The organism is Bacillus cereus group sp. Bce019, from assembly GCF_051781745.1.
Classification (GTDB): Bacteria; Bacillota; Bacilli; order Bacillales; family Bacillaceae_G; genus Bacillus_A; species Bacillus_A cereus.
In genome coordinates, this window is sequence record NZ_JBPWJX010000024.1 from 51119 (window position 1) to 63656 (window position 12538).

Sequence of the window (12538 nt, forward strand, 5' to 3'; positions counted from 1 at the left end):
AAAATGGTAACGATTAGACAAGAACAAAAAAATGATTATAGAAAAACAGAAGAAGTCGTAAAAGAAGCATTTTTAAAGGAAGAATTTAGTGATAAAACAGAACATGAACTTGTAAAACGTATTAGAGAATGTGACGCGTTTGTTCCAGAGTTATCAATTGTTGCGGTAGATGAAGATATAGTTGGTCACATTATGTTATCGAAAATTACAATAGAACAAGATGGAACTTCTGTAGAATCGTTAGCGCTTGCACCAGTTTCAGTTGCTAGGGGTCATCAGAAAAAAGGAATTGGTGGAAAACTGATTGTAGCTGCATTAGAAAAAGCGAAAGAACTTGGATACGGATCAGTTGTAGTATTGGGACATCCAGAGTACTACCCGAAATTTGGTTTTAAGAAAGCAAGTGAGTGGAATATAAAAGCACCGTTTGAAGTGCCTGAAGAGGTATTTATGATAATGGAATTAACAGAAAATGCTCTTCGAGGTGTAAAAGGAATTGTACAATATTCGAGTGCTTTTGCTGAGTAGGAGTAACGGTTAAGAAATGTAATCATAAAAGATGCTATCTTTTTGTATGGATATACAGAAAGATAGCTTTTTTTATTAAGCGGATCTACTGACGTATATTTTGCTCAATGAATAATTGAGGTGGTAAAATTGATATAGAAACGTAAAGGGAGAGAATGAAATGAATAAGCGAGAAACAGATAGCAATGAGAATGCAGTTACGTTATATGTTACAAGACACGGTAAAACAATATTAAATACGAATCATCGCACGCAAGGTTGGGCTGATTCTCCATTAGTAGAAAAAGGTGTTGAAGTTGCCACAAATTTAGGAACAGGATTAAAAGATATTCATTTTATGAATGCGTATAGTAGTGATAGCGGCCGCGCAATTGAAACTGCTAATTTAGTATTAAAATATAGTGAGCAATCAAAATTAAAACTTGAGCAAAGAAAAGATTTGCGAGAATTAAATTTCGGTATTTTTGAAGGTGAAAAACTTGAGAATATGTGGGATGTGGTTGGAAAAGCTGCAGGCGTTGCATCACCAGAAGAACTTATGAAGTTTTCTATTCAAGAAGTGATTAATCTTATTAGAGTAGCAGATCCTACAAAACAGGCGGAAGATTGGGAATTATTTTCTACTCGCATAAAAGCTGAGATAGATAAAATTAGTGAAGAAGCTGCTGGAAATGGTGGCGGTAACGTTTTAGTTGTCGTTCATGGGCTTTTGATTACTACCTTAATAGAAATGTTAGACAGTAGCAAAACAAAACTTGGGGTGGAAAATGCTAGTGTGACGAAGATTGTATACCAAGATGGAACATATACAGTCGAGTCGGTTGGAGATATGAGTTATGTTGCAAAAGGGAAAGAAAGTGTGGAAATATAATTAAATCTCAAATAGAAATAAGAAAAGGAAGGTAGAGAAATCTAGCTTCCTTTTCATTTTGTGAATTATGGGATTAATAAAATCTTCCCTGTGCTTTTACGGCTCTCTAATAATTCATGAGCAAGAGCACCGTCTTGTAAAGAGAATGTAGTAGGATTTGAAATGTTTAATTTTCCAGTTGCGATCCAATCGAATAATTGAGTAGATCGTTTTTTACGTTCTTCATAAGTGGTAAGCACGTTCCAAAGGTCTCCACCAGTTAAAGTTTTTGAAGTATCCATAAGCATACGCGGATCAACTGGCGCAGGATTACCACCAGCCATTCCGTAAAATACGACAGTACCGCCAATTTTAGTAGCGTTAAAACTTTCCCCTAATGTAGAACCTACTGATTCATACACAACATTTACTCCAGTTCCATTAGTCATTTCAAGTACTTTCGTATGCCATTCTTCGTTATATAAAGATACGTGATCGGCACCAGCTAATGTAGCTATCTTTGCTTTTTCTTTTGATGACGTTAAACCAATTACTTTTCCGCCATATAGTTTAATCATTTGAACGAGAAGTTGACCGACGCCACCAGCTGCAGCGTGTACTAAAGCTATATCACCTTGTTTTAGTTGTTAGCTATCTTGCGTTAAATAATGTGCAGTTAATCCTTGTAATAAGACAGAAGCGGCTGTTTCAAAAGAAATAGAATCTGGTAGTGGGATTACTTTTTCAGATGGAACGGCAACTAGTTCTGCATTTGCAAATGGGACGTCCGCAAATGCAATACGGTCTCCTAGGTTGATAGTAGTAACGTCAGCTCCTACTTTTTCAACAATTCCAGCTCCTTCATAACCTAATACATAAGGCGGATTGCCAGCAAGATGATAATCGCCGCGGCGTCTATAAATATCAGCGAAGTTTAATCCGATTGCTTTCGTGCGGACAAGAATTTCATTTGGACTTATGATTGGATCGTGTATTTCTTTATAGTGTAGAACATTAGCGTCTCCGAATGTTTCGAAACAAAGTGCTTTCATATGGAATACCTCCATTTATATTGTTTATAGATGTTCTTTATCATACAATACAAATATCAATAGACAAAGAGGATTATTTCGATGGAATCAATCGGAAATATCGATTGAAAAGAGGGAGGATAAATGGAAATAAAACAGTTAATTACATTTAAAGTAGCAGCACATACTTTGAACTTTACACAAACTGCGAAGAAATTAAACTTTGCCCAATCGAGCGTTACAGCGCAAATTAAAACGTTGGAGGCTGAGCTTGGTACACCACTATTTGAGAGATTAGGGAAGCGTCTTTTCTTAACTGAAGCAGGAAGAAAGTTTCAACTTTATGCGGACAAGATAATCGCACTTAGTAACGAAGCAAAGACGGCCGTGAAAGATGATGAGGAAATAGTAGGTACGTTAATAATTGGTGCACAAGAAAGTCAATGTACATACAGACTGCCTTCTATATTAAAGAAGTTTAAAGCACAATTTCCTCAAATAAAACTTATATTTAAACCAGCACATTCCAATAAAGATGCGAAGGAACAATTGATGGAGGGGAAAGTAGATCTTGCATTTATTTTGGACGAATGTAAAACAGAAGATGTTTTACATGTGGAACCGCTTATGAAAGAAGAATTAAAAGTAGTAGCTGCTCCAGGGCATATTTTACTTGAACAGACTACTGTTTCTATAAAAGATTTAGAGAGTGAAACACTTTTACTAACAGAATTAGGCTGTTCATATAGAACTTTATTTGAAGAGCTATTTCGCGGGGGAGACGTATATCCAGCAAATAAAATTGAATTTGTTAGTGTTGAAGCAATTAAACAATGTGTTATTGCAGATTTAGGTATAGCCGTTTTACCAGCGATAGTAGTAGAAAAAGATATACGGGAAGGGACGTTAAAGGAGTTAATGTTAAACGAAACAATATCTCCAATTTATACACAAATTGCTTGGCATAAAGATAAATGGATGACAGCACCACTGCAGCAATTTATTGATGTAACGAGGGATTTTTTTATAACGGATTAAGTGGAGAAATATTTATTTTATATAAAAGAAAAAATGGTAATTTTGTATAAAGAACCGATGCTTGAATATAACAAGTATCGGTTCTTTTATGTTTTAAATAAAGGATGCTATAAAATGTGTATTTCTCAACTTTTTTTCTTAGACGGATACGTAAATTTCTTCGTATATTCCAATAATTATAAGGGAATTTACAACGTTTATTCGTTTCTGTAAGATGCCTCTAGGAAGCGTGAAAGGAGGACTTACATAGCAGTATAGCTTGTCTTTAGTATACGTACTTATTGTGAGGAGGAATTTAAAATGTTTAAAAAGTTAATGAAAGTATGCGTGTTAAGTGCGGCAAGTATAGGTGTATTATTTAGTTTTCAAGGAAGTACATTTGCAGCTACTGATTTAAGTAGTTATTATGACGGGAAAAATCCAGCAACAACGAAAGTATACGGGGGAAGTACGACGTGTGATGCAGATGGATTTAATGCAAAATCTACAGCTGTATATGAAGGTAGTAAAAAAGTAGGGACAGTGTATTTACGTTACAGTAATAAATGTCATGCAGCATGGGCTAAGTTTGTTTTAGATCAACCAGCACCAGCTGTTTCGGGAGGAGTGTACGCGTACGCTGTTGTAAATAAATACAAAAATGGTGTATTCCAAAAATCAGTTACTTCTAATCAGGGGAACGGCACAATAAAAACAGGTCAAACGAGTACTTATACAGGAATGGTATTTGATTTAACTGCTGATTTCGGATACACAGCAGATGCTGAAGCAGTTACGTTTAATAACGGTTACGGGAAAACAGCACGTTATTAATAAAGGAGTGAAAAGATATGAAACTTTTAAAAAAGACGAGTGCATGTTTATTGCTATCTTTACTCGTTGTAACTAGTATGTTTAGCACGACTAATAGCGATAAAGCATACGCAGAAGACCATTCATATGATGGGAAAAGTCCTTATTATAACAGCTGTGATCAATCTGCAGTAACGAAAGAAAAGAAGTGGATTGATTCAAATTCTTATGTGGAATTAAAATTTAGCACGACGTGTAAGACAGCGTGGGCAAAAGTTACTGTAACTCGCCTGGCAGTTTATAATAACGAAGCTGATGCAAGGATTGTTAGAAAAACAGATGGAAAGGCATACACTTGCGGAAGTGCTGGAGGAAATGGTGTTGTAAATAAAGGGCAAACATCATGCTATACGCCAATGGTATATGATTTAGATCCAAGAAAGGCACAAGCGCAGGGGAAACATGCAATTCCGAATAGTGATGCATATAATTATGCGGAGACTATTTGGTATTGATGAGGATATGGAGATTGTAAGATAGAATATTTTAAGAGCATGTTTTGATTGAATTTCAAAACATGCTCGATTTGTATTCATTCTAATTTTTTCGGTAATCATGGACCATTGAATTAACTAAGGTCTGTATCAGGAGGAGTATATCCAAGGTGACGAGCCATAGATACAATTTGTCCTTTATGGTGAAATTCATGCGTCTCCGTATGAGTTAAAAGCCATAGCGGAGTTGTGCTCCAAGGTTCTTTTTGCCATTTCACTTCATTTGCTATATTTTCGAGCCAACGGTCATTGTATTCATCTAAAAAACGTTGTACAGTCTCATCTACTAACTTAAATCTAGCGCGAACTTTTTCCACATCTGCATGCTCAATTTCGTAATCGCTAGCAAATGAAAAATCTGCTCTTTTTTGCTTGAATGCGAATGACCCAAGCCAGTAACGATAGCAATCGGCTACATGAATATGAGTCTTTATAATGCTACCGCTTCCGAAATTAGAAACTGTGCTATGTAATTTTTCTACTGGGATTTCTTCCAAAAACGAAAATAGAGTTTCTCTTGTAGAGCTAATAAGATTATATTGTTGTTTTAAAATATGTAACATGCAAGTACACTCCTCTTTTATTAACATAGTAAGTAATTCTATATTTACGAGGAGTGAACCTTTTTATTATTTTTAATAAGCATATTAGATGTATTTCTTATTTGTTTCTGATAGATTAAACAAGGTGAAACTTTAATAAGTTGAACATTCTTAGTTCATAATAAATTGTACATCAAGAAGGGGAACGATAACATGAATAGACTAGTGGGTTTAAAACAATTTGAAATAACGCGCGAGGCGTTACTTAAATTTATGGAAACGTTAGATGATAAAACTGTGGATACGCAGCCAGAGGGTTTTAACAATACAATTCGTTGGCATATTGGACACGTGTTAACAGCAGCAGAGACTTTCATGTTCGGAAGAGAATTTAAACAATTGCCAACTGAATATCCAGGTATGTTTGGATATGGATCAAGACCATCTAAATGGACGACAGAAGGACCATCGTTAGAAGTGTTAACGGCTCAATTAAAAGAACAAGCAAAACGTATTAACGAAATTCCAGCAGAAGCATTTGAAAATAAACTGCCAGAGCCATTCCTAGGATTGGAAACAGTAGGGGAGCTTTACGGTATGATGCTTTATCATGAAGCTGATCATATTGGGCAAATGAAAGCGATGGAACGTATTATTAAAGCTCTTTAGTCTTAATTGCATATAACAAGCAATACAGTTGTAATGTTAAATAATATATACAAAAAAGGTAGATAAATTATTATCTACCTTTTTTGTATAACTTCTTGAAGGATTAGAGGATTTTATAATTTTTTATGTTGTGATTATTAATTATAGTATTCCTAAATATGGAATATACGTATAATGATAGAGAAGAACTAGAAATAGGGGTGAATACTATGATTACATTAGAGAAAAAGTTGGAGCAATATAAACATACATATGTACAGTTAAAGGGAGAACTAAAATGGAAAACGAGTGATTCTCGAACAGGAATGATGATTGCTGCTATGTATGCAGGTAGTGATAAATTGTTTGATCTCGGACGTTTTTTAGAAATTAGTAGTTATATTAAGAATCAGGTAGGGATGTTTTCATACTTAAAGTCTTATCATCGTTTTGTAGTGGCCGCAACATTAGATATTCACTTTACAGATTACAAGGAAGCTTTTCGGAAGTTTTTAGATTTATATGAACAATTGGTCACTGGTGGCTTTAGCCGGAGTATATTTACTTATCTCGCAGCAGCTGTGCTTTTAACAGAAGAAAATGAACAGCATGGCGCGCACATTCAGCGTTCGATGCAAGTATATAAACGCATGAAAAAGGATCATCTCTTTCTTACAAGTACAAATGATTATCCGCTCGCAGTTTTATTAGCAGGACAATCAGAGCATGTAGAAACACTTATGGACCGAGTGGAACGTCTTTATCAGAAACTAGCGAAAGCTGGTTTGCGTAAAGGGAATGATCTTCAATTTTTGAGTCATATTCTTTCACTAAAGAAGGATGTCAGGGAAGAACTATTAGTTGCAAAATGTACAAATATATGGAATTTGTTAAAGCAAGAAAAGGTAAAAGTAAAACAGATGCATTACCCAGCTATCGGGCTACTAGCGTTACTCGAGGACGGAGAAAAAGAGATTCATTCTATTCGAGCATTTATTGAAAAATTGCAGGGGGATAAATTGTTCCGTTGGCATACAGATACAACTATTCTTATTGCTATTCAACTGTTCGTAAGTCAGAAAGGTGAGGAAAGTAAAGCTACTAACACAGGTTTACAAACAATGATAGAAGTCCTCATACAAGCACAACAGGCAGCCATGATGGCAATGATTGCCGCTTCATCTGTAGCAACATCTTCTGCTAGTAGCAGTTCATAATGTGTAATTGCTTATACTCTTGTAAATTATAACTCCCTTGATAAGGACGGTTTAAAAAATATTACTAAAAACAGTTAGCTCATCACTCTCTAATGAGTGATGGGCTAACTGTTTTTACATAATCAGCATTATCTTTTTGATTCCTTCAAATGTTTGAGCTGCGTGACAATCATAATGCTAATAACAACGAGTAAAAACCATGAACTAATTTTGCTTAAGTGAACGAGATTCCATGCTTCCCGTTGATTTGGATATTGCCATGCTCCGAAAAATGTTGCGATGTTCTCTGCAATCCAAATGAAGAAACCGATAAGGAAAAAGGAGAGAACGAGTGGTATTTTATATGTAACGCCTCGTAATGAAAATTCCACAAATGTCCGAAAGAAAACGATGAATAGAAGTAAAGTTAAGAACCATCTAAAATCGTATAGAAAATGATGCGTGAAAAAATTGAAGTAAATCATTGCTCCTAATGGCACGGTAAAAATAGCTTTCGGCCAATAATGCATTTGTAAATGCAACCTTCTCCACGCTTGGCATATGTAACTTGCGACACTTGCGTACATAAAGCCGCTGTAAAGCGGAACTCCAAAAATCTTTGAATACGCCTCTTCAGGATAACTCCATGAACCGAAATGAACTTTATATATTTCTAGTAAAAGGCCGATGAGGTGAAAGACAGTAATTACTTTTAATTCGTCTTTCGTCTCAAGTCCAGTCTTGTACATAATCCACTGCATAAGAAGACATGCGATGAGTATGAAATCATAGCGATATAACCCTGGAATAGAAACGATTTTTGAAAGGGCTAGTGTTAAGAAAATAACGACTGGGAATAAGCAAGATAATGCTTGCTCGTAAGTGAAGTGTAGTAGTTGTTTTATATAGAACATTGTGTCACCTTCGGGATTTTTATTGGAAAAATCAAAATAATTAATAAGTATACTACAATTTAAAAAATAATCCAGTAGTCTATTTTGCATGTATTTGTAAGTTTTAGAAGGGAATTGTAATGAGTATTTTAATATTTAGCGAAGTGAAAAAATAGTTTGCTATTTAAAAAAAGCGGGGATATAATATCTAAATGAAAATGATAATTATTATCAATAATAATTATAAATAAAAAATAATTATAAAAAACAACTGAATATAAAGGATGAAATGAAACATGTTACATAAGTCTACTGTACATGCTGGTAATAACCGCTGGATACATATTAAGTTCATATGTTTCATGAGCTTAACAATTTTATGTTTAATTGGATCTATATTTTTAGCCATTTCATTTGGTGCAAAAGATATTCATTTACAAACGGTGTGGGCAGCGATTTTGAATTACGATCCGAAATTAACGCAGCACCAAATTATTTATGAATTAAGGCTCCCGAGAGTAATTGGTGCAGCAGTTGTAGGGGCAGCTTTTGCGGTTGCTGGTGCTGTTATGCAAGGTATAACACGAAATCCTTTAGCTGATGCAGGTGTACTCGGAATAAATGCAGGTGCGATGTTTGTAGTGGCACTTAGTTTTGCTTTTTTTCCGCATATGCCGTATTCCTATTTAATGATTGTTTCCTTTATTGGAGCAGTCTTAAGTACAGTACTTATTTTTGTTATTGGATCAGCAACATCAGGCGGGTTAACACCAATGAGATTAACGATTGCTGGAGCAGTTATGGCAGCGCTTTTACATTCATTAAGTTCAGGTGTTGCGATTTATTATGATTTAAGCCAAGATTTAGCATTTTGGTATGCTGGTGGTGTCGCAGGGGTTAAGTGGGAACACTTGAAATTTTTAGTTCCTATTATTCTTATAACGATTATTTTCGCGACAATGCTAGGGAGATCTATTTCACTCATATCAATGGGGGATGATATTGCTACAAATTTAGGAGTGAAAACGAACCGAACGAGAATACTAGGAATGATTATAGTAGTTATTCTGGCAGGTGTTTCTGTTTCAGCTGTTGGTTCTATTGGATTTGTGGGACTAGTTATCCCGCACATTGCTAGAAAATTAATTGGTGTTAATTATAGATTCATTATTCCTATGTCAGCATTATTAGGAGCTATGTTATTAGTTGTAGCTGATTTAGGGGCAAGAACAGTAAATCCTCCTAAGGAACTTGCGATAGGGATTATGGTAGCTCTTGTTGGAGTTCCGTTCTTCCTCTATATAGCACGTAAAGTTGGGAGGGAGTTATAAGTGAAAGATCTTTTTAACACGGATAAAAAGAGAGCTATTACTGTAACTACAATCTTCGGATGTATAAGTATCGCTGTAATTTTAATTAGTTTAAATACAGGGACACTGAGTATAGCACCACTTAGAGTAATTGAAACACTTTTGGGTTATGGTGATTTTGAGAGTGCAACCGTGCTATATGATTATCGTATGCCAAGAATAATAATCACGATGTTAGCCGGTATTGGTCTTGGTATTTCCGGTGCAATTTTGCAAGGATTATCCCGTAATGCACTTGCAGATCCTGGTATTTTAGGGTTGCATTCAGGTGCATCTTTCGGTCTTATCGTATTTGTTACTCTCTTTCATTCTATTAATGAGAGTGCATCCATTTTAATACCGTTATTTACATTTGGTGGAGGAGTATTAGCTGCATTTCTTATTATTTTACTTGCGAGTAATCGGTCAAAAGGTTTACTTCCCATTAGACTTATTCTCGTTGGTATTGCAGTTTCAGCTGGCTTTAGTGCAATTTCGTTATTTTTCTCTCTCAAGTTAAATGATGAGACGTATACATTCGCTTCTAGATGGCTAGTTGGTAACGTGTGGGGAAGGGATTGGATTCATGTCCTTGCATTATTACCTTGGATTTTCATACTAACCCCTTATGCGTGGCTAAAATCTAAAACGTTAAATGCATTGTCACTAGGTGATAGTGTAGCAGCAGGACTTGGTGTTTCTGTTCAAAAAGAACGGTTATTACTTTTAGCTACAGCGGTTGGATTATCTTGCACAAGTGTATCGATGGCAGGAGGAATTGGTTTTATCGGTTTAGTTGCTCCGCATATCGCAAGGAAGTTAGTAGGTACTACATATCAACACTTTCTTCCTTTAGCTGGCATTATCGGAATGATTATTTTAGTGCTAGCAGATACGATAGGTCGTTCTATATTTGAGCCAAACTCTATTCCAGCTGGTGTAGTAGTGGCAGCTTTAGGAGCACCGTATTTTCTTTATTTACTTACAAAAACAAAATAAATACTTCAAAGAGGAGAACATATGAAAAAGAAACTTACTATTTTATTTAGCATGATGTGTATTTTAGTATTAGCAGCATGTGGTCAAACGAAAGCTAATGAAGAGGCAACGAAAAAAACGGAAAAAAGTAATGATCCAAAAATTGCTTCAATGTCTATTCATTTAACAAATGATTTACTTGCATTAGGAATTACACCAGTAGGTTCTGTTATTGGTGGAGATTTAAAAGATTTCTTACCGCACGCTAAAGAGAAGTTGAAAGATACGAAGAAGCTTGGTGTTGTAACAGATCCGAATATGGAAGCGTTACTTCAATTAAAGCCAACTGACATTTATGTTGATGAAAAATATGCTGGTAAAGATGTAGCGAAATACGAAAAAATTGCAAAAACACATTCTTTCAATTTAGATGAAGGTACGTGGAGAGAGCATTTAAAACAAGTTGGTAAACTTGTAAACCGTGAGAAAGAAGCAGATAAATATATTCAAGATTACGAAGAGCAATCAAAACGAGTAAAAGGTTTAATAGATAAAGAGCTAGGTAATAACGAAAAAGTAATGGCAATTCGCGTTACTGCAAAAGAATTGCGTGTATTTAGTAGGAAAAGACCGATGGGACCAATTTTATTCCAAGACTTAGGGTTACAGCCTGCAAATGGTGTAGAGAAAATTGATGGAAACCGCCCTTTCGAAGTCATTTCACAAGAAGTATTACCTGACTTTGATGCAGATGCGATTTTCGTTGTTGTAAATAGAGATGACAAAGCAAAAGCAGCATTTAAACAACTTCAAGAAACACCAATTTGGAAAGACTTAAAAGCAGTTAAAGGCAAGCACGTATACATTATCAATGATCAACCATGGCTTGACTATTCTGCTTTAGGAAACAAAATGGCAATGGATGAAGCGGAGAAAATGTTTACGAAATAATATCGATTCGTCGTTAGGAAGATCCTCTAAATTTAGAGGGTCTTTTTTTATTGTTAGAATAAATGAAAAATTATACAATGAATTTAATTTAACGTAGAGGAGATGTGCCAATGTCAGCGCTTATTGTAAGTATCCCGTTTATAAAGCAGTTTATGGAACAAGGGGATAAATAGGCTAAAATAAGTATCCCCGTTATTAAAAAAGGGGGAGTTTGAAATGACAATGAATCTTTTTCGAAATAAAACGATTAAATTATCAGCTATGAGAGAAACAGATGCTGAAGTAATGGCTATGTGGCAAGAAGATAGTGAGTATTTAAGAAATGTTGATACAGATGTAGCATTCCCGCAATCTTTAAATGAAATAGCAAGTGATGGGTTATTAAAAGGACGAAGATCGAATAGTGTTTCTTTCATGGTAAGGACAGTTCAAGAAGATCGCTTAATTGGTTTTGTGGCGATTCATGGTATAGAGTGGAATAACAGAACAGGTTTATTAGCTATTGGTATAGGAGATGCGAATGATAGAGGAAAAGGATATGGGAAAGAAGCAATACATCTTATTCTAAAGTATGCTTTCTATGAATTGAATTTACACCGCATCGGTCTCGATGTTATTTCGTATAATAAACCTGCCATTACATTGTATAAAAAGATGGGTTTTGAAATGGAAGGCTGTATGAGAGAAGCGGTTCAAAGAGATGGGAAGTGTTTTGACCGTATGATTATGGGGATATTGCGGGATGAATGGATAGAGCGGCAAGGTTAGAAAGTACATTCGAAATTATATATGTAGTATGCAGGAGATATAATGGTAATTGGCGAAAATTTACAGTGTATTGATTGAATTTATAAGGAGTCATGCAAAGTGAATTTAGAAAAGGCAAAACCAGTAAATGAAGAGGTCGCTGAATTAAAAGAACTTATTAAAGAGTTACACGGAAGTGTGCACCAACTTCAAAGTGAAGTGCAGCAACTAAGGCACGAAAGACCAGTTGTTGAAGTGAGAAAAGGTGTTCAATTATCACCAACAATTGTCGGACAAATTGGTGGTATGATTTTAGGTGGTTTAGCAATTATCGGTATATTTTGGTGATGAAAAAAGGTTTGCAGTGGTCATCTCCCTGTCAAGTAGACAGTAATAAAAAGAGTATTATGCCACGGCCTTTTCCCGATATTCTATCGGGGA

At 35.3% G+C, this 12538-nt stretch carries 14 protein-coding genes and 1 pseudogene; 12 read left to right on the top strand and 3 right to left on the bottom strand.

Translation table 11 applies throughout. The annotated features are described in order from the left end of the window. Positions 1–3 precede the first annotated feature (3 nt). Positions 4–528 carry a GNAT family N-acetyltransferase gene (locus ACS2QP_RS23880; protein ID WP_000256469.1) on the top strand — a complete coding sequence of 175 codons (525 nt, stop codon included), beginning with the start codon at positions 4–6 and terminating at the stop codon, positions 526–528. A 160-nt stretch (positions 529–688) separates the two neighbouring features. After that, entirely contained in the window at positions 689–1399 is a 711-nt protein-coding gene (locus ACS2QP_RS23885) for a histidine phosphatase family protein (RefSeq protein WP_438882936.1), read from the top strand. Between the two features lie 65 nt (positions 1400–1464). Here ACS2QP_RS23885 and ACS2QP_RS23890 read toward each other — a convergent pair. Beyond that, positions 1465–2430, bottom strand: a pseudogene (locus tag ACS2QP_RS23890) (quinone oxidoreductase family protein). Positions 2431–2553: 123 nt separating this feature from the next. On the opposite strand from ACS2QP_RS23890, the gene ACS2QP_RS23895 reads away from it, so the two are divergent. From ACS2QP_RS23895 to ACS2QP_RS23905, 3 genes are all read left to right on the top strand, one after another. Further along, the gene (locus ACS2QP_RS23895; protein WP_332284381.1) at positions 2554–3447 is read left to right on the top strand and encodes a LysR family transcriptional regulator; all 894 of its coding nucleotides are present in this window, start codon (positions 2554–2556) and stop codon (positions 3445–3447) included. A gap of 300 nt (positions 3448–3747) precedes the next feature. Next, positions 3748–4260, top strand: a complete 513-nt coding sequence (locus ACS2QP_RS23900; RefSeq protein ID WP_000473732.1) for a YjfA family protein — start codon at positions 3748–3750, stop codon at positions 4258–4260. 17 nt (positions 4261–4277) lie between these two features. Then, complete coding sequence (locus ACS2QP_RS23905; protein ID WP_000771162.1) at positions 4278–4754, top strand: DUF2690 domain-containing protein; 477 nt, start codon at positions 4278–4280, stop codon at positions 4752–4754. A gap of 113 nt (positions 4755–4867) precedes the next feature. Here the strand turns inward: ACS2QP_RS23905 and ACS2QP_RS23910 are convergent, their stop codons facing one another. Continuing rightward, positions 4868–5356, bottom strand: coding sequence for a DinB family protein (locus tag ACS2QP_RS23910; protein ID WP_000902408.1), 489 nt, complete (start codon positions 5354–5356; stop codon positions 4868–4870). 192 nt (positions 5357–5548) lie between these two features. Here ACS2QP_RS23910 and ACS2QP_RS23915 point away from each other — a divergent pair, with 192 nt between their 5' ends. Then, positions 5549–6004, top strand: a complete 456-nt coding sequence (locus ACS2QP_RS23915) for a DinB family protein (protein WP_332284379.1) — start codon at positions 5549–5551, stop codon at positions 6002–6004. A gap of 158 nt (positions 6005–6162) precedes the next feature. Then, positions 6163–7200, top strand: a complete 1038-nt coding sequence (locus tag ACS2QP_RS23920; RefSeq protein WP_438882937.1) for a DUF4003 domain-containing protein — start codon at positions 6163–6165, stop codon at positions 7198–7200. Between the two features lie 128 nt (positions 7201–7328). Here the strand turns inward: ACS2QP_RS23920 and ACS2QP_RS23925 are convergent, their stop codons facing one another. Continuing rightward, complete coding sequence (locus tag ACS2QP_RS23925; RefSeq protein ID WP_000499388.1) at positions 7329–8093, bottom strand: DUF817 domain-containing protein; 765 nt, start codon at positions 8091–8093, stop codon at positions 7329–7331. Positions 8094–8368: 275 nt separating this feature from the next. On the opposite strand from ACS2QP_RS23925, the gene ACS2QP_RS23930 reads away from it, so the two are divergent. The 5 genes from ACS2QP_RS23930 to ACS2QP_RS23950 all read left to right on the top strand — a co-directional run bounded on the left by ACS2QP_RS23930 (position 8369) and on the right by ACS2QP_RS23950 (position 12445). Then, positions 8369–9403: a FecCD family ABC transporter permease gene (locus tag ACS2QP_RS23930; RefSeq protein ID WP_063536996.1), complete on the top strand. Its 1035-nt coding sequence runs from the start codon at positions 8369–8371 to the stop codon at positions 9401–9403. Further along, positions 9404–10420: a FecCD family ABC transporter permease gene (locus ACS2QP_RS23935; RefSeq protein ID WP_438882938.1), complete on the top strand. Its 1017-nt coding sequence runs from the start codon at positions 9404–9406 to the stop codon at positions 10418–10420. A 21-nt stretch (positions 10421–10441) separates the two neighbouring features. Further along, positions 10442–11350, top strand: coding sequence for an iron-hydroxamate ABC transporter substrate-binding protein (locus ACS2QP_RS23940; protein ID WP_438882939.1), 909 nt, complete (start codon positions 10442–10444; stop codon positions 11348–11350). A 216-nt stretch (positions 11351–11566) separates the two neighbouring features. Further along, positions 11567–12118, top strand: a complete 552-nt coding sequence (locus tag ACS2QP_RS23945; RefSeq protein ID WP_332284374.1) for a GNAT family N-acetyltransferase — start codon at positions 11567–11569, stop codon at positions 12116–12118. 99 nt (positions 12119–12217) lie between these two features. Next, positions 12218–12445, top strand: a complete 228-nt coding sequence (locus ACS2QP_RS23950; RefSeq protein ID WP_001047304.1) for a hypothetical protein — start codon at positions 12218–12220, stop codon at positions 12443–12445. The last annotated feature ends 93 nt before the right edge of the window (positions 12446–12538 follow it).

Excerpts from the sequence above, each read along its gene's own strand:
- ACS2QP_RS23900 (WP_000473732.1), top strand. The coding sequence starts at position 3,748 with ATGTTTAAAAAGTTAATGAAAGTATGCGTGTTAAGTGCGGCAAGTATA.
- ACS2QP_RS23905 (WP_000771162.1), top strand. The coding sequence starts at position 4,278 with ATGAAACTTTTAAAAAAGACGAGTGCATGTTTATTGCTATCTTTACTC.
- ACS2QP_RS23915 (WP_332284379.1), top strand. The coding sequence starts at position 5,549 with ATGAATAGACTAGTGGGTTTAAAACAATTTGAAATAACGCGCGAGGCG.
- ACS2QP_RS23925 (WP_000499388.1), bottom strand. The coding sequence starts at position 8,093 with ATGTTCTATATAAAACAACTACTACACTTCACTTACGAGCAAGCATTA.
- ACS2QP_RS23910 (WP_000902408.1), bottom strand. The coding sequence starts at position 5,356 with ATGTTACATATTTTAAAACAACAATATAATCTTATTAGCTCTACAAGA.
- ACS2QP_RS23930 (WP_063536996.1), top strand. The coding sequence starts at position 8,369 with ATGTTACATAAGTCTACTGTACATGCTGGTAATAACCGCTGGATACAT.
- ACS2QP_RS23945 (WP_332284374.1), top strand. The coding sequence starts at position 11,567 with ATGACAATGAATCTTTTTCGAAATAAAACGATTAAATTATCAGCTATG.
- ACS2QP_RS23885 (WP_438882936.1), top strand. The coding sequence starts at position 689 with ATGAATAAGCGAGAAACAGATAGCAATGAGAATGCAGTTACGTTATAT.
- ACS2QP_RS23920 (WP_438882937.1), top strand. The coding sequence starts at position 6,163 with ATGGAATATACGTATAATGATAGAGAAGAACTAGAAATAGGGGTGAAT.
- ACS2QP_RS23940 (WP_438882939.1), top strand. The coding sequence starts at position 10,442 with ATGAAAAAGAAACTTACTATTTTATTTAGCATGATGTGTATTTTAGTA.
- ACS2QP_RS23880 (WP_000256469.1), top strand. The coding sequence starts at position 4 with ATGGTAACGATTAGACAAGAACAAAAAAATGATTATAGAAAAACAGAA.
- ACS2QP_RS23895 (WP_332284381.1), top strand. The coding sequence starts at position 2,554 with ATGGAAATAAAACAGTTAATTACATTTAAAGTAGCAGCACATACTTTG.